Annotated in this window: 21 protein-coding genes and 1 tRNA gene; 7 read left to right on the forward strand and 15 right to left on the reverse strand. The window is 65.8% G+C overall.

What is annotated here, in order from left to right; translation table 11 throughout:
• Positions 1 to 3: 3 nt before the first annotated feature.
• Together ACJH71_RS12175 and ACJH71_RS12180 are read right to left on the reverse strand one after the other, a co-directional pair.
• Positions 4 to 570 (reverse strand): methyltransferase family protein, encoded by a 567-nt coding sequence (locus ACJH71_RS12175; protein WP_406758279.1) that lies wholly within the window; start codon positions 568 to 570, stop codon positions 4 to 6.
• A gap of 79 nt (positions 571 to 649) precedes the next feature.
• A complete protein-coding gene (locus tag ACJH71_RS12180; protein WP_406758280.1) occupies positions 650 to 1528 on the reverse strand; it encodes a LysR family transcriptional regulator in 879 nt (292 codons plus the stop codon).
• 107 nt (positions 1529 to 1635) lie between these two features.
• Between ACJH71_RS12180 and ACJH71_RS12185 the strand changes: the two genes are divergently transcribed.
• Positions 1636 to 2385: an SDR family oxidoreductase gene (locus tag ACJH71_RS12185; RefSeq protein WP_406758281.1), complete on the forward strand. Its 750-nt coding sequence runs from the start codon at positions 1636 to 1638 to the stop codon at positions 2383 to 2385.
• Positions 2386 to 2391: 6 nt separating this feature from the next.
• On the opposite strand, the gene ACJH71_RS12190 is transcribed toward ACJH71_RS12185, so the two are convergent.
• The 8 genes from ACJH71_RS12190 to aceE all read right to left on the reverse strand — a co-directional run bounded on the left by ACJH71_RS12190 (position 2392) and on the right by aceE (position 14758).
• On the reverse strand, positions 2392 to 4908 hold the full coding sequence (locus ACJH71_RS12190) for an arylsulfatase (RefSeq protein ID WP_406758282.1): 2517 nt from the start codon (positions 4906 to 4908) through the stop codon (positions 2392 to 2394).
• A 140-nt stretch (positions 4909 to 5048) separates the two neighbouring features.
• Entirely contained in the window at positions 5049 to 6470 is a 1422-nt protein-coding gene (locus ACJH71_RS12195; RefSeq protein WP_406758283.1) for an acyl-CoA carboxylase subunit beta, read from the reverse strand.
• Between the two features lie 52 nt (positions 6471 to 6522).
• Entirely contained in the window at positions 6523 to 7791 is a 1269-nt protein-coding gene (kasB, locus tag ACJH71_RS12200; RefSeq protein WP_406758284.1) for a 3-oxoacyl-ACP synthase KasB, read from the reverse strand.
• 35 nt (positions 7792 to 7826) lie between these two features.
• Positions 7827 to 9080, reverse strand: a complete 1254-nt coding sequence (gene kasA, locus ACJH71_RS12205) for a 3-oxoacyl-ACP synthase KasA (protein WP_406758285.1) — start codon at positions 9078 to 9080, stop codon at positions 7827 to 7829.
• A gap of 2 nt (positions 9081 to 9082) precedes the next feature.
• Positions 9083 to 9382: a meromycolate extension acyl carrier protein AcpM gene (gene acpM, locus ACJH71_RS12210; RefSeq protein WP_046188312.1), complete on the reverse strand. Its 300-nt coding sequence runs from the start codon at positions 9380 to 9382 to the stop codon at positions 9083 to 9085.
• Between the two features lie 90 nt (positions 9383 to 9472).
• Positions 9473 to 10405 (reverse strand): ACP S-malonyltransferase, encoded by a 933-nt coding sequence (locus ACJH71_RS12215; protein ID WP_406758286.1) that lies wholly within the window; start codon positions 10403 to 10405, stop codon positions 9473 to 9475.
• 180 nt (positions 10406 to 10585) lie between these two features.
• The gene (locus ACJH71_RS12220) at positions 10586 to 11902 is read right to left on the reverse strand and encodes a PucR family transcriptional regulator (protein WP_406758287.1); all 1317 of its coding nucleotides are present in this window, start codon (positions 11900 to 11902) and stop codon (positions 10586 to 10588) included.
• A gap of 66 nt (positions 11903 to 11968) precedes the next feature.
• Positions 11969 to 14758 (reverse strand): pyruvate dehydrogenase (acetyl-transferring), homodimeric type, encoded by a 2790-nt coding sequence (gene aceE / locus ACJH71_RS12225; RefSeq protein ID WP_406758288.1) that lies wholly within the window; start codon positions 14756 to 14758, stop codon positions 11969 to 11971.
• Positions 14759 to 15011: 253 nt separating this feature from the next.
• On the opposite strand from aceE, the gene ACJH71_RS12230 reads away from it, so the two are divergent.
• From ACJH71_RS12230 to ACJH71_RS12250, 5 genes are all read left to right on the forward strand, one after another.
• On the forward strand, positions 15012 to 15533 hold the full coding sequence (locus ACJH71_RS12230; RefSeq protein ID WP_406758289.1) for a hypothetical protein: 522 nt from the start codon (positions 15012 to 15014) through the stop codon (positions 15531 to 15533).
• 75 nt (positions 15534 to 15608) lie between these two features.
• Positions 15609 to 16031, forward strand: coding sequence for a DUF3052 domain-containing protein (locus ACJH71_RS12235; protein WP_308486436.1), 423 nt, complete (start codon positions 15609 to 15611; stop codon positions 16029 to 16031).
• Positions 16031 to 16492, forward strand: a complete 462-nt coding sequence (locus ACJH71_RS12240) for a peroxiredoxin (protein WP_406758290.1) — start codon at positions 16031 to 16033, stop codon at positions 16490 to 16492. The genes ACJH71_RS12235 and ACJH71_RS12240 overlap by 1 nt, the downstream gene beginning before the upstream one ends.
• Before the next feature lie 46 nt (positions 16493 to 16538).
• Positions 16539 to 16613, forward strand: a tRNA-Val gene (locus tag ACJH71_RS12245).
• A 386-nt stretch (positions 16614 to 16999) separates the two neighbouring features.
• Positions 17000 to 18346, forward strand: coding sequence for a hypothetical protein (locus ACJH71_RS12250; RefSeq protein ID WP_406758291.1), 1347 nt, complete (start codon positions 17000 to 17002; stop codon positions 18344 to 18346).
• 116 nt (positions 18347 to 18462) lie between these two features.
• Here ACJH71_RS12250 and ACJH71_RS12255 read toward each other — a convergent pair whose 3' ends face one another.
• The 4 genes from ACJH71_RS12255 to ACJH71_RS12270 form a co-directional block, all read right to left on the reverse strand.
• The gene (locus ACJH71_RS12255; protein ID WP_406758292.1) at positions 18463 to 20019 is read right to left on the reverse strand and encodes a hypothetical protein; all 1557 of its coding nucleotides are present in this window, start codon (positions 20017 to 20019) and stop codon (positions 18463 to 18465) included.
• A gap of 209 nt (positions 20020 to 20228) precedes the next feature.
• Positions 20229 to 20501 carry a hypothetical protein gene (locus ACJH71_RS12260; protein WP_406758293.1) on the reverse strand — a complete coding sequence of 91 codons (273 nt, stop codon included), beginning with the start codon at positions 20499 to 20501 and terminating at the stop codon, positions 20229 to 20231.
• A gap of 51 nt (positions 20502 to 20552) precedes the next feature.
• Positions 20553 to 20759, reverse strand: coding sequence for a zinc transporter Slc39a7 (locus tag ACJH71_RS12265; protein WP_406758294.1), 207 nt, complete (start codon positions 20757 to 20759; stop codon positions 20553 to 20555).
• A gap of 7 nt (positions 20760 to 20766) precedes the next feature.
• Positions 20767 to 21183, reverse strand: a complete 417-nt coding sequence (locus tag ACJH71_RS12270) for an ArsR/SmtB family transcription factor (RefSeq protein ID WP_406758295.1) — start codon at positions 21181 to 21183, stop codon at positions 20767 to 20769.
• A 119-nt stretch (positions 21184 to 21302) separates the two neighbouring features.
• Between ACJH71_RS12270 and fadD8 the strand changes: the two genes are divergently transcribed.
• A complete protein-coding gene (gene fadD8, locus ACJH71_RS12275) occupies positions 21303 to 22895 on the forward strand; it encodes a fatty-acid--CoA ligase FadD8 (RefSeq protein WP_406758296.1) in 1593 nt (530 codons plus the stop codon).
• Between the two features lies 1 nt (position 22896).
• Here fadD8 and ACJH71_RS12280 read toward each other — a convergent pair whose 3' ends face one another.
• Complete coding sequence (locus ACJH71_RS12280) at positions 22897 to 23757, reverse strand: LLM class F420-dependent oxidoreductase (RefSeq protein ID WP_406758418.1); 861 nt, start codon at positions 23755 to 23757, stop codon at positions 22897 to 22899.
• Positions 23758 to 23776: the final 19 nt, after the last annotated feature.

A 23776-nucleotide genomic window follows, 5' to 3' on the forward strand; every position in this document is an offset into this window, starting at 1 on the left:
CTCCTACAGGTACCTGCGGACTCGGCTGCAGTATTCGGCGTAGTCCCGACCGTAGTGGTCACGCATGAAGGCTTCCTCACGCAGCACCTGGCGATTGAACAGCCACACGCCGGCGAGCAGGTAGGCCAACGGAATCCAGGTCGGAAACACCAGGAACTGGCCGAGCAGCACCAACCCGAACCCGACATAGATGGGGTTGCGGCTGATCGCGAACACCCCCGACGTCACCAGCTTGTCCGGGTTGTCGGTGTCGATTCCCACCCGAAAGCTGCTGCCGAACGCGGCCAGGCTCAACGCGACCATCAGGAGGCCGCAGAAACACAATGCGACCCCGGCCCAGGCGATGGCGGTGGAGCTGAAGAACCGCTCGGAGCCCACCAACGGCCACCCGAAGGCGCCGGCGAAGACCACGTAGAAGTAGACCAGCGCGAAGGGCGGGATCAGGAAGTCCTTGTTGTCCGTGCTGCCGAAGTGCATGGCGTCGGTTCCCTTGCGCCGCAGCATGATCAGACGAATGACGACCAAGACGGGGCAGAGCGCGAGTGCCAGGGCGGCCAGATATCCAGGCATCGGAGATCCTTCCGGTTCCGTGCGGCTACAGCTAGTAATTCATCGCATGATGAATTGTGGTGTATCGGCGCGCAGGCTGTCAAGGGTGCTGACGCAGAATGAGATCGCGTACCGCCGAACTGGTATGGGGTTGCCACAGTGCCTGCAGGGGCACCAGCAGCGGCTCGTCGAGATCGACCACCGTGACGGCGCCATCCAGGGCCGGGCCGGCCGGCGCGGTGACGAACGCGGCGGCACACTCGGTCAAGGCCGCCACCTCGGGCGGGCAGCCCTGCACCCGGCTGACCCGGTACTGCGGTTCGAAGCCCGCACGCCGGCAGGCGTTGACCAGGAAGTCGCTGTAGTAGGAAGCGCCGGGAGGCGCCCACAGCGCGATCAGTTCGTCGGCCAGATCGGTGATGCGGATGCGGGAGCGCGCGGCCAGCGGGTGATTGGCGGGCACGGCAACCCGCAGCGGGTGGTAGCCGATCACCGCGCCGGCCAGAAGGTCCTGGGGCACCACGGCACGGCGCAGCCCCAGCTGCACGGCGCCGTCGCGCACCCCGGCGGTGAGCCGGTCGGGGAACAGCTGCACGACCGTGAACGACGTGTCGGGCGCGGCGGCGATTGCCGGCTCGATCAGGGCGTAGACATCGTGATTGCTGATCGCAGGGGAGTGCCCGACGACGAATTTATCCGGTAGGGCGCTGGCCGCCGCGCGCGTGTTTGCGGTGAGGGTCCTGGCCGCCGCCAGCACCGTGCGGCCCTCGTCCAGGAGTGTCTGGCCGGCCTGGGTCAACGTGATGCGGCGACCGGCGCGCACCAGCAGCGTCACGCCGATCTCCTTCTCCAGCTGTTGCACCGAATGCGACAGCGCCTGTTGTGACAGGTGTAGCTGCTTGGCGGCGCTGGTGAAGCCGGCGGACTCGGCGACGGCGATGAAGTGGGTCAGGCGGCGCAGGTCCGGAACCGGGAGCATCGGCCCATGTTATCCACAAATAACTCTTGTTGATTATGCGTATAACGCTGTTTCTCATTTGTGTAGAGCCGGGCTAGTTTCGTGTTCAGACACAGGAGGGAAGACCTATGAGCGATTTGACCGGGAAATCGGCGGTGGTGGCCGCGGGGGCCAAGAACCTGGGCGGGCTGATCAGCACCACGCTGGCCGCGCACGGCGTCAACGTCGCGGTGCACTACAACAGCGACAGCTCGGAGCCCGACGCCGACAAGACCGTGGCCGCGGTGCAGGACGCCGGCGCCAAGGCGATCAAGGTGCAGGGCGACCTGACCGTTCCGGCCAATGTCACCGCCCTGTTCGACGCCGCGGTGAATGCGTTCGGCGGGGTGGATTTCGCGGTCAACACCGTCGGCAAGGTGCTGCGGAAACCCATGCTGGAAACCACTGAGGCCGAGTACGACTCGATGTTCGACATCAACGCCAAGTCCGCCTATTTCTTTCTGCAGCAGGCCGGCAGGCGCCTCAACGACAACGGCTCGGTGGTGACGATCGTGACCGCGCTGCTGGGAGCGTTCACCGATGGCTACTCCACCTACGCGGGCTCTAAGAGCCCGGTGGAGCACTTCACCCGGGCGGCGGCCAAAGAGTTCGGGGTCCGGGGGATCAACGTCAACAGCGTCGCGCCCGGGCCGATGGACACCCCGTTCTTCTACCCGCAGGAGACCCCCGAGCGGGTCGAGTTCCACAAGTCGCAGGGGATGGGCAATCGGTTGACCCAGATCGAGGACATCGCGCCGTTGGTGCTGTTCCTGCTCGACGGCGGCCACTGGGTGACCGGGCAGACCATCTTCGCCAATGGCGGCTACACGACGCGGTGAGTCCGGTCAGTCGCGGGCGAGTGCTGCTGCCGCTTCTCGTTGCAGATCGACGAAGGTCTCATTGCTGACGTCGATGACGACGGCCTGGATGCTGCCGCCGGTGAAGGCCCCCGGGTTCTGGTATTGGTCGGAGACGCTGTCCCCGCTGTCGTACCCGACACAGAGGCCGTCGCCGGCGAGGGTGAACTTGCCCAGCTGGGTGCGCATCGGACCCGTATCGACGGCCTTTCCGTCGACATAAAGCGTTGTGGTGCCGAGGGATTCACCATACTGGCCCGACTCCTTGCGGATGAATTCCATGCCGAGCGTGTGCTTGCCGGGCGTCAGTTGCCGCGAGACGAACTCCTGCTCGGGCCTGATGCCGAGGAAGTTGTACACGTAGTGCAGCTTGGCGTCCTTGATGAACAGCACATGCCCGCCGAACCGCGACCCGTGGGCAAAGAGCACTCCTTGCGCATCGCGTGCGAGATCGACGTTCGCGACGATCTTGTACGACCGTCCACGGATGTTGGCTGCCACGCCTTCCGGGACGGGAGCCGTATCCGGGTAGTAGGTGTAGCGATCACGCGGCGGTTCGAACTGCGGCCGTTTGATGGTGAGCAGTTCAGTGGCCGTGCGGTCGTCCAGCGGTAGGACGTAGTTGTCCTTGGCCTCCCGGTGCCACGCATCGATGAGTGCCTTGAGTTTGTCGGGATGCTTGTCGGCGAGGTTGGTGGATTCGGAGCGATCTTCGTCGACGTGGTAGAGCTCCCAGCGGTCGGAATCGAAATGGCCTTTTCCGCTGATCGGTGCGTGCAGCGCTGATGCCTTCCAGCCGTCCTCCCAGATGCCGCGGGTGCCCAGCATGGCGTAGTACTGCCGCTTCTTGGCGGTGGGCGCGTCGGGGGAGTCGAAGCTGTAGCGCATCGATACCCTGTTGAGCGGGTACTGCTTCACACCGCGGTACTCCTCGGGCATCGCAAGTCCGACCGCATCGAGGATGGTCGGCACGATGTCGGTGGCGTGGTGGTATTGGTGGCGCACTTGGCCTTTGGCTTTGATACCCGCGGGCCAGTGGATCACCATCGGGTCGCAGGTACCCCCGGAGAACTGCGAGTAGCGCTTGAACATCTGGAACGGTGTGGAGAAGGCGGCCGCCCAGCCGGTCGGATAGTGGTTGTAGGTGTCGGGCGTCCCCAGGGTGTCGAGGTAGCGCATGTTCTCGGCAAGGTCATCGGGGTAGCCGTTGAAGAACTTGTTCTCGTTGACCGATCCGTTGGGGGAACCTTCGCCGGAGGCGCCGTTGTCGGCGCAATAGAAGATGAGGGTGTTGTCCAACTGGCCGGTCTGCTCGAGGTATTCGACGATCCGGCCCACTTGGGCGTCGGTGTATTCGGAAAACCCGGCGAAGACCTCGGCCATTCGGGAGAACAGGCGCTGCTCGTCGGCGTTGAGCGAATTCCACGGCCGTACCGCATCAGCCGGCAACGCGACGTCGGCGGGAAGGGGATTCAGCGGCGTCAGCCGAGTGTCTTTGGGCATGATGCCCTTGTCGACCATCCGGGCTAACACCCACTCCCGATACGCCTCGTAGCCGTCGTCGAACCTGCCGCGGTACTTCTCGGCGTATTCGGTCGGGCTGTGGTGCGGGGCGTGATTGGCGCCCGGGCAGAACCACATGTACCACGGTTTGGACGGATTGCTGGACCGTTGGTCGCGCAGCATGCGAAGCGCGTTGTCGGCGAGGTCTTTCGACAGGTGGTAGCCGTCTTCGGGGCTGTAGGGCTGCTCGATGAATCGGTTGTCCTCCACCAGATCCGGGTACCACTGGTTGGTTTCCCCGCCGAGAAAGCCGTAGAACCGATCGAAGCCCTTCTGCAGCGGCCACTCCGATTTGCTGCCCCCGCTGGAGACGTCCTCCTCGGGCACGTTGTGGTTCTTGCCCACCCAGAACGTGCTGTAGCCGTTTTCCTGGAGTACCTGCCCGATCGTCGCGCATTGTGCGGGCAGCCGGGCCGCCGCGCCGGGGAAGCCGTCGGAGCCCTCGGTGATCGAGGCGAAGCGGTTCACGTGGTGGTTGCGACCGGTCAGGACGCAGGATCGGGTCGGCGAACACAGCGCCGTGGTGTGCCACTGCGAGTACGTCAGCCCGTTGTCGGCAAGGCGCTGCATGACGGGCATATCGATGGCCCCGCCGTAGGGCGACCACGCCGCCATCCCGGTGTCGTCGTAGAGCACCACCAGCACATTGGGTGCGTCCTTGGGAGCGTGCTTGAGCTCGAACGGGCCCCAGTCCGGCTGCGAATCGCGCACGTCGAGTTCGATCTTCCCGTTGAACCCGTCGTTGATCCCGGTCCCATAGTCCGGGGCGCCGGCAGCCACACCGCCGCTGTCTTTGCCTTCACAACCGGCCAGCGCCGAGACGCCGGCGCCGCCCACTCCCAGAGCTGCTAGGCCACCCAAGACCTGGCGCCGGCGTAGCTTTCCGCGGGGCTGGACAGTTCGATCCTGCGCGGCTTCCGGCGTTTCATCGGCGGACGGCATAGATGTAGTTGTAGCCGACAGCCAGGCTTAACGCGTCGGTTCGGGCGTAAACGGCTACCGCTGAGCGTGCGCAGTTGCATGCCCGTCACCGGCGTGTCGGGGTGCAAACACGCACTCTCGCGGCAATTGGTGATGGCGGGTTACAGCGGGATGTTCTTGTGGCGGCCGCGACGGGCGGGTGCCTCGGCCAACGCCTGCGTGATCTTGCCGCGCGTGTGCGACGGGTCGATCTTCTCGTCGACCACGCCGATGTCGATGGCACTGTCCACCCCACCGGCGATCCGCTCGTGCTCGGCGGCCAGCTCCTCGTGCAGCGCCTCGCGCTCGTGATCGGGCGCGGCGGCCAGCTTCTTCTTGTGCAGGATGCCGACCGCGGCCTTGGCTCCCATCACCGCGACCTCGGCGTCCGGCCAGGCGAACACCTTGGTGGCGCCCAGCGACCGGGAGTTCATCGCGATGTAGGCCCCGCCGTAGGTCTTGCGGGTCACCAGCGTGACGCGAGGGACGGTGGCTTCACCGAACGCGTGCAGCAGCTTGGCGCCGCGGCGCACGACGCCGCCCCACTCCTGACCGACGCCGGGCAGGTAACCCGGCACGTCGACGATCACGATCAGCGGAATCCCGAACGCGTCGCACAGCCGCACGAAACGTGCCGCCTTCTCGGCGCTTTCGGAGTTCAGGCAGCCGCCCAGCCGCAGCGGGTTGTTGGCCAGCACACCGACGGTGCGACCCGACAACCGGCCCAGCCCGACGACCATCGACGGCGCCCACTTTGCCTGGAACTCGTCGAACGGCGCGTCGGCGTCGAGCAGCCCGTGCACCAGCGGGTGCACGTCGTAGGCGCGCCGCGCCGACTCCGGCAGCAGGGCGTGCAGGTCGATCTCGCCGGCCTCAGCCTTGTTGCGGTCGAAGTGACCCTGCTGGCAGAACAACCCGACCAGCCGGCGACCGCGCTCATAGGCGTCGAGCTCGTCGTCGGCGACGATGTGGCACACGCCGGACTTCTTGTGGTGGGTGTCGGGGCCGCCGAGCGCGGCCATGTCGACATCCTCACCGGTGACGCTGCGCACCACGTCGGGCCCGGTGACGAAGACCCGGCCTTCCGGTGCCATCACGATGACGTCGGTCAACGCCGGGCCGTAGGCGGCGCCGCCGGCCGCGAAACCGACCACCACCGAGACCTGCGGGACGAATCCGGATGCCCGGATCATGGCCTCGAAGACCCGCCCCACCGCGTGCAGGGCGCGGACGCCCTCGGCCAACCGGGCGCCGCCCGAGTGCCACAGGCCCACGATCGGGCTCTGCTCAGCGATCGCGGTGTCGTAGGCGTTGACGATGTGGTCGCAGCCCTCGATGCCCATCGCGCCGCCCATGACCGTGCCGTCGGTGCAGAACGCGATGGTGCGCACTCCGTTGACGGTGCCGCCCGCGGCCAGCACCCCGGAGCGGTCACGCTCGTGCAGCAACTCGACGGTGCCGTCGTCGAAGAACGTTGACAGACGCAGCAGGGGATCGCGCGGGTCGAGCGATTCGCCCACCGTCTCGGGAGCCATTGTCGTCATCGCGCCTCTCCTTGGTCTGATTTCTTGTCGCGGGTCTCGCTGCGGCGGTTTTCTAATACCGACCGAAGACGATTGCGACGTTGTGTCCGCCGAACCCGAATGAGTTGTTGATCGCGTATTCGTAGTTGCCCGGGCGCGGCTCGCCTGCCACCACATCCAGGTCGATCTCGGGATCGAGGTTCTCCATGTTCCGCGTCGGTGGGACGATCTGCTCACGCAGAGCCATCACCGTCAGGATGGACTCGACCGCGCCGACCGCACCGACTGAGTGGCCGAGTGCCGCCTTGGGCGCGTACACCGCGGCGTTGCCGCCGTGCGGACCCAACGCGAGGTTGATGGCGTGGCCTTCTGCCACGTCACCCACCGTGGTTCCGGTGGCGTGCGCGTTGACGTGGCTGATGTCGCCGGGTGTCAGCCCGGCGGCCTGGATTGCCCGTGTCATCGCCCGACCCGCGCTTTGGCCGTCGGGGTCCGGCGCGACGATGTGGTAGCCGTCCGAGGTGATCGAGGCACCCATGATCCGGGCGAGGATGTTGGCCCCCCGCGCCTTGGCGTGCTCCTCGGTCTCGATCACCATCAGTGCGGCGCCCTCGCCGAACACGAATCCGTTGCGGTCTTGGTCGAACGGACGGCAGGCGCCCTCCGGGTCGTCATTGCTGGTGGACAGCACGATGCGCATCTGGGCGAACCCCGCGATCGGCACTGCCTCGATCCGGGTCTCCACCCCACCGCAGATCGCCATGTCGGCCTCGCCGAGCACGATCTGCTGCCAGGCATGCGCGATGCCCTCGGAGCCGGATGCACAGGCCGAGATCGGGGTGATCACCCCGGCCTTGGCCTGACGGTCCAATCCGACCGCGGCGGCTGCTCCATTGGGCATGTACTTCTGCACGACCAGGGGCGAGACCGCCTTCAGGCCGCGTTCGCGCATGCCGTCATACGCCCAGACCAGCTCCTCACTGGAGCCCATCCCGGTGCCGATCGACACCATGAGGCGCCTGGTGTCGACTTCGGGTGAGCCGGCGTGCGCCCAGGCACGCCGGCTCAGCACCAAAGCCATCTTCTGCAAGTAGGAAAGCCGACGCAGCTCTGTCCGATTCAACCCCTCGTCGAACGACTCCGGGGTCTCGACGAGGTGCCCGCCGATACGAACCGGCAGGTCATACTCCTCGACGAATGAATCGGTGAGCCTGCGAATGCCGCTCTGGCCGTCCAGTAGCTTCTTCCAGGTGTTCTCCCCGTCCGCGGCCAAAGCCGTCGTCATGGCGTAGCCGGTGACGACGACGTTGGGGAGACCCTTTCCCGTTGCCAGCGTTGACATGGCTGTTGCGAACTTCCCTCTCTCGCGATCCGGTGTCAGTACCGCCCAAAGGCGAGCGCGACGTTGTGCCCACCGAACCCGAATGAATTGTTGATCGCGTACTTGTAGTCACCGTAACGGGGCTCGCCCGCGACGATGTCCAGATCGATCTCGGGGTCGGGTGTCTCGTAGTTCAGCGTGGGCGGGATGACCCCGTCACGCAGCGAGAGCACCGTCAGCACCGACTCCAGCGCACCGACCGCCCCGATGGAGTGGCCCAGCGCTGACTTGGGTGCGTACACCGCGGCGTGCTCACATCCGGCTTCCCGGATCGCGTTCGCCTCGGCGGTGTCACCGATCGGAGTGGCGGTTCCGTGCGCGTTGATGTGGTCGACGTCCTTGGCGGACAGACCCGCCAACTCCAGCGACCGCTTCATCGCGAAACCCGCCCGCTTGCCGTCGGGACCGGGAGCCACCATGTGGAAGGCGTCGGAAGTGATTCCGGCACCCATCAACCGGGCCAGCGGCTTGGCGCCGCGAGCCTTGGCGTGCTCTTCGGTCTCGATGATCATCAGCGCACCGGCCTCGCCGAACACGAATCCGTCACGGTCCTTGTCGAACGGCCGCGACGCCTTCTCGGGCTCGTCGTTGCGGGTCGACATCGCGCGCATCATCGAGAACGCCGCGATCGGCAGCGCCTCGATGCCGCCTTCGACACCACCGCAGACCGCGAAGTCCGCGTCACCCATGACGATCTGACGCCACGCGTGCGCGATCGCCTCCGAACCCGACGAACAGGCCGACACCGGGGTGATGACCCCGGCACGAGCACCGAGCTGCAGACCGACCACTGCGGCCGCGCCGTTGGGCATGATCATCTGAACGGCCAACGGCGACACCTTGCGGGGGCCGCCCTCGTTCATCAGGTCGTAGGTCTCGACGATCTTCTCGCCGCCGCCCAGTCCGGTGCCGATCACCACGGTGAAACGGTCCGGGTCCACCTCAGGCGTGCCGGCGTTGTCCCACAGGCGAGTGCCGAGCAGCTTGGCCATCCGCTGGACGTAGGACATGCGCCGCATGTCCAACCGGCCCATGTGGTCGTCGACCGGGTCCTTGAGATGTCCGCCGATCTTGACCGGCAGGTCCCACTTGGAGACGAACTCGTCTTCGAGCACGTGAATGCCGCTCTCACCGGCGAGCAAGCCCTTCCACGTGCTCTCGATGTCCGCCCCGACTGAAGTCGTGGCCTCAACGGCGGTTACCACCACACTCGGGTAACCGCCGTTGGCCGTAGAAGGCTTAGAGGACACGATTAGCTCTCGGAACCGAACTTCTCGCGCAGCGCGGCGGCAGCCTCGGGGTTCTCGGCCTCGAGCTTCTGGATGTAGCCCACCACGTCACCGACGGTGCGCAGACCAGCGAGGTCCTCGTCGGGGATCTTCACGCCGTACTTGTCTTCGGTCTGAACCGCGATCTCCACCATCGACAGCGAGTCGATGTCCAGGTCGTCGACGAAGGACTTCTCGACGGTGACCTCGCTCGGCTCGATACCGGTCACCTCTTCGATGATCTCGGCGAGACCGGCGATGATTTCATCCTGGCTGGCAGCCACTGTGTTTCCCTTCGGTTGGATCCGCACGGGGTGTGCGGGGGTAATTACTGCGTATCTGGTTGTGCAGGGTTGGAGCGGGCTTGAAGAGGATTAGAACTCCGGCAGCCCGTCCAGATCCGCGGGGGACTTGACGGCGTGCGTCGGGGTCCCCCGAAGTTCGCGTTTGGCGATACCGGCCAGGGTTCCCGCCGGCGGGAACTCCACGATCGCGGTGACCTCGCGGGCCCGGAGCGTCTCGGTGCACAGGTCCCAGCGCACCGGCCGGGTCAGCTGTGCGACCAGGTGCTCCATCGCCTCGGCCGCCGACGCCACGGGTTGTCCGTCGCGGTTGGACAGCAGGATGGCGGTGGGCTCCGAGATTCCAGCGGCCTTGACCTGCTCGACCGCGGCGGAGTACGCCTCCAGCGCCGGTGCCATGTACTGGGTGTGGAACGCGCCGGCGGTGGCCAGCTTACGGACCCGGGCCTTGGCGGGCGGGTCTTCGGCGAGCTTGTCCAGCGCGGGCAGCGGGCCGGCTGCCACGATCTGGCCGACCGCGTTGCGGTTGGCCGGGGTCAGGTCGAGTTGCTCGAGGCGGGCCAGCACCTCGGCCTCGTCACCGCCGAGCACCGCGGCCATGCCGGTCGGCTCGAGTGCGCAGGCCTTGGCCATCTCGCGGCCGCGGGTGGCGGCCAGCATGACGGCGTTGTCGGGGGAGATGACGCCGGCGATCGCATAGGCGGCGATCTCACCGACGGAGTGGCCGGCCACGATGACATCACTGCCGCTCACCGGGCCGTTGCGCCGCTTGGCCAGCTCGGCATAGGCCAGCAGGGTCGCCGCTACCACCAGCGGCTGGGTGACCGCGGTATCGGTGATCTCCTCGGCGGTCGCGGTGGTGCCCAGTGCGATCAGGTCCAGGCCGGCGATCTCCGACCAGGCGGCCAGCTGCTCGCGCGCGGCATCTGCGCCGGGCGCCTGGAGCCACGGCGAGAGCATGCCGGGGGTCTGAGATCCCTGTCCGGGAGCGAGCAACGCAATCACGTCTTTAAGAGAACATTGTGAAGCGCGATTTGCAGGATGTCCTAGATTATGAACATTGTCTTATGTTTTTGTGGAGACCCTACAAACCTGCCGTTCGATGCGACGCGTTCGATACCGAACTGCGACAACTGTCCGCCGTTGGTGCCCACCTGTACCCGCCCCAGAGCGCGTCTCGGCGGGTCATTCCTCCGGGCTGACCAGAGGTTCGTCGGGACCGCTGGAGGGTAGCGGTGCGGCGGCATAGGCCACGTTCGCGCTGCTGAAACTGGCGTGCTGCGCTTGGTTGGCCAGCCGCCCGACCGTGGCGGCAACCCGCAGCACATAGGCGTCGCGCGGCACGGCCGGATCACGTCCGGTGAAGTCGGCGATCCGCTTGAGCCGGTAACGGACGGTGTTTGGATGAACGAACAACTTGCGGGCACAGGCCTCGATCGCGCCGCCACAGTCCAAATAGGCGTCCAGGGTCTCGGTGAGTGTGGGCCCGGCTTCGGCCAGCGGCCGCATCACATCGGTGTGCAGGGCCGCGATCGCTGACGCATCGCCGATCAGCGCCCGCTCCGGCAGCAGCTCGCGAGCCAGCACCGGCCGCGGTGCTCCGGTCCAGCCCACCACGGCGTTCATCCCTGAGATGGCTTCGCTGGCACTGTGATAGGCGGCGGTCAGCGTCGGCGCCGTCGGTCCGATCACCACCGGTCCGTCGGAGAACGCGCCGAGCAGGTCGGCGAAGAACTTCTGCGTGGGTGTCAGCGGGCCGGACACGATGGCCACCAGCCACGTCCCGTGCACGTCGGTCAATGCCGCCCGCCCGTGGTGTTCGGCGACATCACGGACGTCTTGGCTGGCCTTCTGTCCGGCGTAGGCGTCCGGGCCCGGTGGTGCGGTGCCCACCACGACGGTGGCGGGGGCCGTGGTGTCCCAGTTCAGTGCGGCCGCGCGGCTCAACAACTCCGGACCGGTGTCGCCGCGCACCACGGCGTCCACCACGCTGGCCTCCATCCGGGAATCCCAGGTGCCGCGCGCCTCGGCGGCGTCGGCGTAGGCGGAGGCGGCGGTGAAGGCCAGGTCGCGGCTGTACTTGAGGATGCCCACCGTCAGCGCGGTCACCTGCTCCTCGGAGCGGGCCAACAGGGGCACGACCTCCTCGAAGAACTCCATGGTGACCCGCACCATGTCCACGGTGTGCCGCAGCGCGATGTGGCGGGTCAGGTCCTGGGGCACCAACTCGAACGCCTGGGCGGTGTGGCTGACGTTGCCGTGTGGGTCATGCATCCACTCGGCAAAGTTGACCACCGCGGTCTGCACCACCAGGGCCACGCTGGCCCGCTGGGCGGCCTCCAGGTCGTTGAAGAACGGCAAGCGGTCACCCATCATCGACACCGATTCGGTGGCCAGCCGGCCCGAGTAGTGCTTGAGCCGGCGCAGCAGGGTGTCCGGGACGGCGCTCAGCAGGTCCAGCGTGGAGCGCGGCAGGGCGGGGCCCGCCGGGTTGTCAGCCATTTCTAAAAGCTACGCCTGTTTTCTATGCAGAACTGACAACCGACGGGTGGCGCGTCAGGCCTCTTGCTAGGCCACCCCAGAATCTGACGTCTGCTCCGGGGCGGCCAACACGTCGTCGATCTGGTACTGCGTCGCCGCGGTCACCGCGACGGAGGCGTCGATCGCCCCGTCGCGGGCCAGCGCGGCGAGCACCGCCACCACCACCGATTCGGCGTCGGTGTTGAAGTAGCGCCGTGCGGCCGGCCGGGTGTCGGAGAACCCGAACCCGTCGGTGCCCAGGGTGACGTAGCTGCCGGGCACCCAGGGCCGGATCTGCTCGGGCACCGCCCGCATCCAGTCCGACACCGCGACGACCGGTCCGGTGGCGTCCGCCAATGCCTGCGTCACGTACGGCACCGCGGCCGGGCTCTCCGGGTGACGCAGCCGCTCGCGCTCGATGGCCACCCCGTCCCGGTTGAGCTCACCCCAGCTGGTCACCGACCAGACGTCGGCGGCCACATCCCAGTCGGCGGCCAACATGTCGGCGGCACGTAGCGCCTCGGGCACCGCCACCCCCGAGGCCAGGATCTGCGCGGTGTTCGACCGCGATTCGCTGGCCCCGCGGAAGCGGTAGATGCCGCGCAGCAGGCCCTCGGGGTCGAAGCCCTCGGGCTCGGCCGGCTGCACGTAGGGCTCGTTGTAGAGCGTGACGTAGAAGTACACGTTCTCCGGGTCCGGGCCGTACATGCGGTGCAGGCCGCTTTCGATGATGTGGGCGACCTCGTAGGCGAACGCGGGATCGTAGGAGACCACCGCTGGGTTGGTGCTGGCCAACAGCAGCGAGTGCCCGTCGGCGTGCTGCAGCCCCTCACCGGTCAACGTTGTGCGCCCCGCGGTCGCCCCCAGCACGAAACCGCGCGCCATCTGATCGGCGGCCGCCCACAGGCCGTCGCCGGTGCGCTGGAAGCCGAACATCGAATAGAAGATGTAGATCGGGATCATCGGCTCGTCGTGGGTGGCATACGACGTCCCGACCGCGGTGAACGAGGCCGTCGAGCCGGCTTCGTTGATGCCCTCGTGCAGGATCTGGCCGACTTCGCTTTCCTTGTAGGCCAGCATCAGGTCGGCATCCACCGAGGTGTAGAGCTGGCCGTTGCGGTTGTAGATCTTCAAGGACGGGAACCACGAGTCCATCCCGAACGTGCGCGCCTCATCGGGGATGATCGGCACCAGGCGCGGGCCTAACTGCTTGTCCCGCAACAACTCTTTGAACACCCGCACGGTCGCCATGGTGGTGGCGACCTCTTGGTTGCCCGACCCCTTCTTGACCGCCGCGTAGGCCTGCGAGCCTGGCAGCTCCACCGTTTTGGCCTGGGTGCGGCGGTGCGGCACGAAGCCGCCCAGGGCACGTCGGCGGTCCAGCAGGTAGCGGATCTCGGGTGCGCCTTCGCCGGGGTGGTAGTACGGCGGCAGGTACGGGTTCTCCTCGAGTTCGGAGTCCGGGATCGGAATCCGCATCTCGTCACGGAAGTCCTTGAGGTCTTGCAGCCGGAACTTCTTCATCTGGTGGGTGGCGTTACGGCCGGCGAAGTAGCTGCCCAGGCTGTAGCCCTTGATGGTCTTGGCCAGGATGACGGTCGGCTGGCCCTTGTGCTCGACGGCCGCGCGGTAGGCGGCGTGGACCTTGCGATAGTCGTGGCCGCCGCGCTTGAGGTGCCAGATGTCCTGGTCGGACAGATCCTCGACGAGCGCCTTGGTGCGCGGGTCGCGGCCGAAGAAGTGCTCCCGCACGTAGCCGCCGTCGTTGGCTTTGTAGGTCTGGTAGTCGCCGTCGGGGGTGACGTTCATCAGATTGACCAGGGCGCCGTCCCGGTCGGCGTGCAGCAGGGCGTCCCATTCGCGCCCCCACACCACCTTGATCACGTTCCAGCCCGCGCCGCGGAAGAACGATTCCAGCTCCTGGATGATCTTGCCGTTGCCGCGTACGGGGCCGTCCAGGCGCTGCAGGTTGCAGTTGACCACGAACGTCAGGTTGTCCAGGCCCTCCAGCGCCCCGACGTGCAGCAGCCCGCGGCTCTCCGGCTCGTCCATCTCGCCGTCACCCAAGAAGCACCACACGTGCTGGTCGGAGGTGTCCTTGATTCCGCGGTCGTGCAGGTAGTGGTTGAACCGGGCCTGGTAGATGGCGTTCATGGGGCCCAGGCCCATCGACACCGTGGGGAACTCCCAGAAGTCCGGCATCAGCCGTGGGTGCGGGTAGGACGGCAGGCCGCCGCCCGGGTGGCTGTGCTCCTGACGGAAGCCGTCCAGATCGTGGGGGCTCAGCCGGCCCTCGAGGAAGGCGCGCGCGTAGATGCCGGGGGAGGCGTGGCCCTGGATGAACACCTGGTCGCCACCGCCGGGATGGTCCTTACCGCGGAAGAAGTGGTTGAACCCGACCTCATACAGCGTCGACGACGACGCGTAGGTCGAAATGTGCCCGCCGACTCCGACCCCGGGGCGCTGCGCGCGGTGCACCATCACCGCGGCGTTCCAGCGGATCCAGCTGCGGTAGCGGCGCTCGGTTTCCTCGTCGCCGGGGAACCAGGGCTCCAGTTCGGTCGGGATGGTGTTGACGTAGTCGGTGGAGGTGAGCGCCGGGATGGCTACTCGCTGCTCCCCGGCGCGTTCGAGCAGTCGCAACATCAGGTAGCGGGCGCGGGCCGGACCGGACCGGGCCAGCAGTTCGTCGAAGGACTCCAGCCACTCGGAGGTCTCCTCGGAGTCGATGTCGGGGAGATAGGAGGCCACCCCCTCGCGGATCACCCGAACCCGGTCGGATTCGGTTGTGCTGCTTGGCTTTTTGGCCAGATCCTGATGTACGGCCTCAGTGGTCAACGCAATGCTCCTTGGTTCGGAGGTCAATATGTGCCTCCCGGCTTGTGGCCAGGACGACACCAACCGATCGATTCGCCGGTCTCGTCTTTTCTATCGTGCCCCACCGGACACCCGACCGCCGGTGGGCGAGTGCCGCTGGGTGGGCTGATCTCGGCCAGGTGGCAGGTACGCGGTAACGTTTGAAGTTGTGCTGACCCGACGGCGGATTGCCTCGCGCGCCCAGACGCGGCGACACGCTCGGGTAGGTGCGTCAGTGGCCGGTGTCGTTGCGGCGTTGGCAATGGGCGTTGTCGGCTGCACCAGCATCATCGGTGGCAACCCGCAAGCCGACACTTCCGAGGCCCCGGTCTATCGCTCCTCGGTCTCGGCGTCGGTGTCGGCTTCGGAGGCCACCTCGAGCATTCGTGAGACCCAGCGTCAGCAGTCGATGACGACCCAGGCGGTTCGCGGTGCCTGCGGCCGGTTTGCCTCGAGCAGCAGCGACGCCGTCGACGTGGTGAACAAGTACGTCGAGGCGTTCAACAACGGCGGGGATATCTCCGGAACCGCCGGGCCGGCAGTGGAGGCACTCAACCACAGTGCCGACGAGGTTGCCGCGGCGATCAACGAGAAGTTGTCGCAGGACCTGACCGACGCGTTCAACACCTACGCACAGGCCGCGCGCGGCGTCGCGACCGCAATCTCTTCCAAGGCGCCGGTATCGGTGTACAACGCCCGCAAGGATGAACTCAACCGGGCTCGGGACAAGGGGATGCAGCTGTGCAAAGCCTTCTGAGCCCGCCCAGCACGCTGAGCTGTGCAACGATGATTCACATCACACACAGCGCTGATGATCGAAGGAGGTCGCACGGTGGTCGCGGCGGATAACGCCCCGAGCTTCGCCCGCAAACTGGGCATCGAGAGCAAGCAGTTGGTCCAGGAGTTCGGCTGGGACGAGGACGCCGACGACGACATCCGTGTCGACGTCGAAGAGGCCGCCGGCAGTGAGCTGCTCGACGAGGACACCGATGAGGTAGTCGATGTCGTGCTGCTCTGGTGGCGCGACGGCGACGGGGATCTGGTGGACACCCTGATGGATGCGATCACCGCCTTGGCCGATGACGGGGTGATCTGGGTATTGACACCCAAGACCGGCCGTTCCGGCCACGTGCAGCCCGCCGAGATCGCGGAAGCGGCGCCGACTGCGGGCCTGATGCCGACGTCGTCGGTCAACCTGGGGGACTGGAGCGCCAGTCGCCTGGTGCAGCCCAAGTCCCGCACGGGGAAGCGTTGATGCTGCAAGTCGGTGCCGAAGCTCCGGACTTCACCCTCAAGGACCAGAACCAGCAGCCGGTGACGCTGAGCAGCTTCCGGGGCGACAAGAACGTTCTGGTGGTGTTCTTCCCGCTGGCCTTCACCGGGATCTGCCAGGGCGAGCTGGGTCAGCTGCGCGACCACCTACCCAGCTACGTCAATGACGAGAGCGCGGCGCTGGCGATCTCGGTGGGCCCGCCGCCCACCCACAAGATCTGGGCGACCGAGAGCGGGTTCCTGTTCCCGGTGCTCTCGGATTTCTGGCCGCACGGCGCCGTCAGCCAGGACTACGGGGTGTTCAACTCCGACACCGGCTTTCCCAACCGCGGCACGTTCGTCATTGACAAGTCCGGCATCATCCGGTTCGCCGAGATGAAGCAGCCCGGTGAGGCGCGTGACCAGCAGCTCTGGCTTGACGCGTTGGGCGCCTTGAAGTCGTGATCGTTTTGGGCCTGGGGTACCGGTCCAGGTAACCTGCCCGAGGCAGGGGCGCGTAGCTCAGTGGTAGAGCTCTGGTTTTACACACCAGCGGTCGGCGGTTCGATACCGTCCGCGCCCACCAGTGTTATTGCAGGTCGTCGTCTCATTGCTCGGTCGCCTTAGGTACTGCGGGCTGCGCGGGTGCACACAATGTCCCGGTGTGTCCAGAGATTTGAGGTGGGAGGCAGCGAATACCGCATCCGAGCAGCAGGCAAGTGACTGGCGCGGCGGGAGCTATTGTGTCGCGACTGGTGGTGTATGTGTTGTATCCGAAGCGGTTAGGTGACGCCATGGAAGGGGCGAGGTTTGCCCGATAGACCTCTAAACGACTTCCTCTGGCAGGTGACCCTTCCCGCTGTTCGTGCAGCTTGGTCAGCGGGACGCGAATACGTCGACTCCGGCAAGCACTATGTGCCGAAGCTCCACCGACCACGTTTCTCGAGAAGTGACCGCGGATGGCCGTCAACTGTGGCGCGCGAGCTTTTCGAGCGTTCCGATGACGATGACCCGATCAACTGGGCCGAGATGTTCGGGGCCGCGGGACAAAGGTTCACCAGGGTGGCCATAGAGGATGTGCCCGAGCTATGCTCCGCGATCGATGAAGTAGTCGAGGAAGCAGCTCGTGACCAAAATTTTTGCCGCCGCCTGAATCCGTTTCATAATTCCGACGACGCCGAGTGGCGCGAAGGTCAGTTGCGGTTCGATTACAGGAAATTCTTTGTCTCCGAGATCATTGCGCGCGCCGAGGCGACTGGAGTCGACTCGGACGATGCGCTGCTAGATATTTACTTACAGTTAGAGCGGGCACGTTTTCTCGATGTCCTAGGTGGCGACCTTGTCGTACCACTTGTGCTTACGGATGTGGGGGTCCACCATCTCGAGCTCAACAGCGACGTTTACATCGAAGAGATATCGAAGGACCTGCATTGCGCTCGTGCTCCGCATGTGCTGTATTCCGGAGAGGTCAGCGGCCACCTGACAGCTGCTGCCACCCACGCGATAGTTGTTCGGGACCTTCGGGTTGACAACAGTGATTACTCAAAACGAAGACTCGCGAGCCTCTATGGAATCTCGGTGGTCGATCCCCGCGAGATAGCCAAGGTAGACCAAGTCATACAGGCCATCCACATCGTCTCTGGTGCACCCACCGGGTATACCCAAGTCCTGATCCGGCCGCACAACTGGGCGGACTGCTGGACTGCGGACTTGCCGGCGGTCTATAAGGCACACACTTATAACCACTATCCGAAGTCCAACGGCTTTGAACCCGAGTGGAGGATTCCCCGCGAGCCGTTAAATGAAAGCGCGGTGGCCGAAATTATCCCGGCATTCAGCGCGCTTTCCTCAGCTCCAAAGAATGTCGGAGTAGCGGCGAGACGTGCTATCCGAGCAATGATGCGTACTGATGATGAGGACCGGACGTTAGATTCGATGATCGGCATCGAAGCCCTGTTGCTCGACAACCAAGCCGAACTGAGCTTTCGAATGGCACTCCGTGCCGCCGCTGCGCTGTCTTCAGAGTTTGACCCAGCGATGATTTTTGCGCTCGCCAAAAAGGTTTACGACCATCGTTCCGAAATTGCCCACGGCGCAACGCCGAAGAAGGCGACGTTCACGCACGCCGGGACCACTTGGCGCAGCGCAGACATTGCGCCATCGCTCCTTCGAGCGCTGTTGCGAAACTATCTTTTGGCCTCCAATCCCTGGACCAAAGAGGATTTAGATAACCGTGTACTAGCTGCACTTAGCGCCTACCAGCCAGAGGCCGCCGATGCAAATGGTACCGACCCTGGCGGCTCAAGCGGCTCAGACTGAACACCAGGGCAAGCTGCAGTTGCGTGTTCTGCAAATACCACTGCTGACCAGCGATCACCGGGGCGGCCCGTGGAAGCACTGCAGTCGCCGCCTGACCGCAGGACACCCTGAACCGCTCATTCCCATCGAAAGAGCTGCCGGTAAAGAGCTTCGACTGGGTGTGGTTCGGGCGGTCGGTATCCGTTATCAGTCACTTTGCCGAGAAGGTCGATGGCGTTCGGAGCGCCCGCCGGTTTGGTGCACATGATCAGATGAGTGAACAGGTCGATGTACTCCAGGCTGGCCTTGAACAACTCGACGGCCGTAGTGGCGACCTCGGCTACGGTCGTCGGGTGGCCCCAGATGGCGTTGGGTGGTGTTGCCTGCCAGACGCCCAGGCGGTCGACTAGCTCTTGAGTCAGCTCGACATCGGTCTGGCTGAGGTCAATTGCGATGGCCTGGCTGTTGCCATAGGTCCGGTTGGTGAATGCCCCGGTGGGTAGGACAGCATCGTGGATGCGGTTGCGTAGCTGCGAGCAGGCGAAGGCGAACCGCTGCAACTCGCGCAACCGGGTCAGCTGTGGGGCACCGGCGTAGTTGGGGCCCACGTAATCATCAAGCGTCTTGGCTGAGTGCAACGACTTTCGAAGATCTCTAGTCGAAGTCGGGTCGAGCCAGCGCACGAACGCGCGGCCATAGCCGTCGAAAACGGCCATCAGATAGAGCATTTCGCGGTCAAACGCTTCGCTGACGAATTCGATTGTGTCTGCTGTGGGGGCTGCGTCATGCCCGTTGGTTCGGCTCAACCCGGCGATGACCTCATCGAGTGCCCGGGCCGCTCGGCGGATGCGTGTCCGTATGGTGTCGATCTCGGCGAGGGCCTGAACGTCGCCGAGTTGGAAGGCGACTATACGGAACATGTCGAGCCACCCCAGCAGGCTCGCCAGTCCAATGTCGTACACCTCTCTCACCGACGGGGGTTCCATCTTCCGGGTGACGCCGATGGATGGACCGCCGGACCGATACTCGGCGACGATCCGGTTGCCGGTCATCCGCAGGTAGTGGCCGAATATTGGGTGCAAATCGTCGGGGGTGACCGAGGTGACGATGTCGTTGTCGCCCACGTCGGCTCGGCCCACCGACCGAGCAAGCGAGACGATCACATCTGTGCCGAGCCCGTACCCCGCAGAAGCGCGTACCGCCGCACGAATGCGCTCATCGGCGCTCAAATCCGTCGCCGTGGTGTTTTGCGCATCGAGCAGAGCGTGTATGTCGAAGAAGTGGCATTTGCGCCAACCCCGGCGCTGTTCGCCGTGCATGGTTGAGACGGTGAACTCCACCGAGTCCAGGAAGCGGTCCGCGCCCTGCGGGCCGGTGTAGTGAATGACGTAGTGCTCCTCGACTTCGCATGTCTCTTTCCAGGCAGTGACCAGGTCGGCGTCGTCATCGTCAAACACCATCAGCATCGGGGTGACGACGTCGCGACGTAGGACATGGATCAAGTCCTCGTAGTCCGCTGGTCGCGGACCCAGGGTGCGCAGGTCCAGTCCAACGGTCAGAGGCCGTGTGGCCGGAGTGATCGGGAACAAGGGTTGATATTCCTTGGCGACAGCGTGGGCGTAGCGCACGAATTTCGCGTGGGGAGCATCTGACGGAATCACAAGTGCGGTCTGGGCGGCATTCGGAGAGACCATGGATCGATTCTGGCCTTCGCCCCCGACGCGTCCCGGTGTTTCGGATTCATCCCTCTTCGTGGGTCGAACGCGCGTTCGCCGTGTTGCCGCCAAGTTGCTAAGACACCGCCTAACGCGGTGGAGACATCGCGACATCAGGCGGACTCATGCATGGATCCCGACCTGGTCACACTGGACAGCGTAGGCACCTGTTCATTTTCTCCGGTCCCCTACACACCAGCGGTCGGCGGTTCGATACCGTCCGCGCCCACCAGTTGTTTGACTTCGCCGTAGATCGTCAATGCGGTGGGAATGACAACCTCTCCGACACCGGATGAACCCACTCCACCGTCGCCGCCCGTTCCTCCGCAACGGGCGCCGAGCGGCCAGTGGGGCGTACCGCCGTCGACCAGCCCGCAGCTGACTCCAACGGGCCGCTCAGCCAAGCCGCCAGGTGTTCGAGCGGTGCTGTGGGCGGCTTTGCTGGTGCTGATCGGGGTCATCGCCCTACTGATCGTGTTATCGGCCTGACTGGGCGTCGCTGGGCCGCGTCTTCAGTGCGAATGAGCGTGGCCGGCATGCTCCAGGCCCACCTGATGGGTGTGCGGATGGCTGTGCACGGTCCCATCTTCGTGCGTGTGCTCGTGCTCATGCTCGATGTGGTCGTGCTCGTGAGTGTCGTGCACGTGGGTGTGCGTCAGACCGTCGTGAGTGTGTTCGTGTGCATGCGGCGCATCGTGCTCGTGGTTGTGGTGCGACATGGGTGGCTCATCTCCCTTGTTCGATGGCGCGCTGCCGCAATGCGGGCAGCGCCTCTCCGGCGGCGGCCGGGAGGTTCTTGGCGGAGCGGTGATGCGGCGGCACCCCCGGGCCGGCATGCTCGGCGTTGAAGACGGCGTCGGTGACCAGCTGGCAGACGTGCTCGTTCTCCATGCTGTAAAAGATCGTGGTGCCCTCGCGGCGGGTGCGCACCAGTCGCGCCATCCGGAGCTTCGCCAGGTGTTGGGATACCGAGGGCGCCGGTTTGCCGACGTGCTCGGCGAGTTCGTTGACCGACATCTCCCGGCTGGTCAGCGCCCACAGCACCTGAACCCTGGTGGCGTCGGCCAGCATCCGGAACACCTCGACGATCAGGCCGACCTGATCCTCCGGTAGCCGATCCGCTGGACCATTATCTGCATGCATACGCAAATAGTAAGCCTTGGGGCCTCTGGGGTGTCAACCCTCGGCTCGTCCCCGGGGCCGATGAGGCGGTCGGTAGTGTCCAGCGGGCAAGTCATCACGCACTAGTGGAGGTAGCCCCGATGTCGACGCAGTCCATGCGCCAGCCCATTCATTCCGGGCATCTCACCGTGGGCGCCCTCAAGCGCAACAAAGACAAGCCGGTGCTGTTCCTCGGCGACACCACGTTGACCGGCGGTCAGCTCGCCGAGCGCATCAGTCAGTACATCCAGGCGTTCGACGCGCTCGGAGCCGACGCAACCGGCCTGTTGTCACTGAACCGTCCCGAGGTGCTGATGATCATCGGTGCCGGGCAGATACGGGGTTACCGGCGCACTGCACTGCACCCGCTCGGTTCGCTGGACGACCACGCCTACGTACTGGCCGACGCCGAAGTCAGCACGCTGATCATCGATCCCACACCGGCTTTCGTGGAGCGGGCCCTGGGCCTGCTCGAAAAGGTGCCGACGTTGCGCCAGGTGTTGACCATCGGCCCGGTGCCGCCGGAGCTTGAGGGGAAGGCCGTAGATCTGGCCGCGGAGGCGGCCAAGTACGACCCGCAGCCCCTGGCGGCCGCGGACCTGGCCCCAGACCACATCGGCGGCCTCACCTACACCGGCGGGACCACCGGCAAGCCCAAGGGCGTCATCGGCACCGTGGCGTCCATCACCGCGATGACCACTACGCAGCTCGCCGAGTGGGAATGGCCCGAGCACCCGAAGTTCCTGATGTGCACCCCGCTGTCGCATGCCGGCGCAGCGTTCTTCGTGCCGACGATCATCAAGGGCGGTCAGCTGGTGGTGCTGACCAAATTCGACCCGGCCGAGGTGCTGCGGGTGATCGAGGAGCAGAAGATCACCGCCACCATGCTGGTGCCGTCGATGATCTACGCGCTGATGGATCACCCCGATTCGCACACCCGCGACCTGTCGTCGCTGGAGACGGTGTACTACGGCGCCTCGGCGATGAACCCGGTCCGGCTCCAGGAGGCCATCGACCGGTTCGGCCCGATCTTCGCCCAGTACTACGGCCAGTCCGAGGCGCCGATGGTGATCACCTACCTGGCCAAGGGCGACCACGACCAGAAGCGACTCACCTCATGCGGCCGCCCGACGCTGTTCGCCCGGGTGGCGCTGCTGGGCGACGACGGCAACCCGGTGGCCCAGGGCGAGGTCGGCGAGATCTGTGTGTCCGGGCCCCTGCTCTCAGGCGGCTACTGGAAGCTTCCCGAGGCCACCGCTGAGACATTCCGGGATGGCTGGATGCACACCGGCGACCTGGCCCGCGAGGACGAAGACGGCTTCTACTACATCGTGGACCGCACCAAGGACATGATCGTCACCGGCGGCTTCAACGTCTTCCCCCGCGAGGTCGAGGACGTCATCGCCGAGCACCCCTCGGTGGCCCAGGTGTGCGTGATTGGCACCCCCGACGAGAAGTGGGGCGAAGCGGTGACCGCCGTGGTGGTGCTGCGCCCGGGTGTGGACAGCGATGCCGCCGCGGTAGCCACCATGACCGCCGAGATCCAGTCCGCGGTCAAGGAGCGCAAGGGCTCGGTCCAGTCACCCAAACAGGTGATCGTCGCCGAATCGGTGCCGGTGACCGCGCTGGGCAAGCCGGACAAGAAGGCGGTGCGCGCCCAGTTCTGGTCCGGCGCAGCGCGTTCGGTCGGCTGAATCAGCCCAGCGCCGCGGCCAGCTGCCGCCACTGCTCCCGCGGGAACGCGCGTGGGTCGGCGTCCAGCAGTTGCACGCAGACGTGGTCGGCCCCGGCGGCCCGGTGCTCGGCGATCCGGCTGAGCACGGCCTCCACGGTGCCCCAGGCGATGATCGCGTCGAACAGCCGATCGCTGACGCCGGCGATGTCGTCCTCGGTGAATCCCGACCGCAGCAGGTTGTTGGCGTAGTTGGGCAATGCCAGGTAGGAGCCCAGCCACTTGGTGCCGATCTCGCGTGCTTCGTCGCGGCTGGCGCACAAGATCGCGGTCTGCTCGGGCAGCAGCAACGGTCCCTCGCCCAGCTGCTCGCGGGCAAACCGGGTGTGCTCGGGGGTAGTCAGATAGGGGTGGGCGCCGCGGCTGCGGGAGGCGGCCAGGTCGAGCATCTTGGGGCCGAGTGCCGCGAGCACCCGCGACTCGACCGGCACCGGCGCATCGGCGGCGTCGAGCCCGTCGAGAAACTCGCTCATCGCCCGCAGCGGACGGCGGTATCGCCCGGGATCCCCGGCGTCGATCAGCGGAGCATGGCTGACCCCGATGCCGAGCAGGAACCGATCACCGTGTGCCGCAGTCAGCGCTGCGTAGGACCCCGCGACGTCGGCCGGAGTGTGCATCCAGAGGTTCAGGATGCCGGTGGCGATGGCCGCGCTGCGGGTGGCGGACAGCAGGTTGCCCACCGCGTCGAACACCGGACCGCCGACGTCGGGTATCCACAGCGCACCGAAGCCCAGTTCCTCCAATTCGGCAGCGGCTTCGGCGGCCTCGCCCTGATCGCCGTAGCGCAGCGGCGCACTCCAGATGCCGACACCCGAGATGTTCACCATCGCCCCAGGATGGCAT

Source organism: Mycobacterium sp. SMC-15 (assembly GCF_045310925.1).
Taxonomy (GTDB): Bacteria; Actinomycetota; Actinomycetes; order Mycobacteriales; family Mycobacteriaceae; genus Mycobacterium.

Excerpts from the sequence above, each read along its gene's own strand:
- ACJH71_RS12175 (WP_406758279.1), bottom strand. The coding sequence starts at position 570 with ATGCCTGGATATCTGGCCGCCCTGGCACTCGCGCTCTGCCCCGTCTTG.
- ACJH71_RS12180 (WP_406758280.1), bottom strand. The coding sequence starts at position 1,528 with ATGCTCCCGGTTCCGGACCTGCGCCGCCTGACCCACTTCATCGCCGTC.
- ACJH71_RS12185 (WP_406758281.1), top strand. The coding sequence starts at position 1,636 with ATGAGCGATTTGACCGGGAAATCGGCGGTGGTGGCCGCGGGGGCCAAG.
- ACJH71_RS12190 (WP_406758282.1), bottom strand. The coding sequence starts at position 4,908 with ATGCCGTCCGCCGATGAAACGCCGGAAGCCGCGCAGGATCGAACTGTC.
- ACJH71_RS12195 (WP_406758283.1), bottom strand. The coding sequence starts at position 6,470 with ATGACGACAATGGCTCCCGAGACGGTGGGCGAATCGCTCGACCCGCGC.
- kasB (WP_406758284.1), bottom strand. The coding sequence starts at position 7,791 with ATGTCAACGCTGGCAACGGGAAAGGGTCTCCCCAACGTCGTCGTCACC.
- ACJH71_RS12220 (WP_406758287.1), bottom strand. The coding sequence starts at position 11,902 with ATGGCTGACAACCCGGCGGGCCCCGCCCTGCCGCGCTCCACGCTGGAC.
- ACJH71_RS12240 (WP_406758290.1), top strand. The coding sequence starts at position 16,031 with ATGCTGCAAGTCGGTGCCGAAGCTCCGGACTTCACCCTCAAGGACCAG.
- ACJH71_RS12255 (WP_406758292.1), bottom strand. The coding sequence starts at position 20,019 with ATGGTCTCTCCGAATGCCGCCCAGACCGCACTTGTGATTCCGTCAGAT.
- ACJH71_RS12260 (WP_406758293.1), bottom strand. The coding sequence starts at position 20,501 with ATGACCCCGATCAGCACCAGCAAAGCCGCCCACAGCACCGCTCGAACA.
- ACJH71_RS12265 (WP_406758294.1), bottom strand. The coding sequence starts at position 20,759 with ATGTCGCACCACAACCACGAGCACGATGCGCCGCATGCACACGAACAC.
- ACJH71_RS12270 (WP_406758295.1), bottom strand. The coding sequence starts at position 21,183 with ATGCATGCAGATAATGGTCCAGCGGATCGGCTACCGGAGGATCAGGTC.
- fadD8 (WP_406758296.1), top strand. The coding sequence starts at position 21,303 with ATGTCGACGCAGTCCATGCGCCAGCCCATTCATTCCGGGCATCTCACC.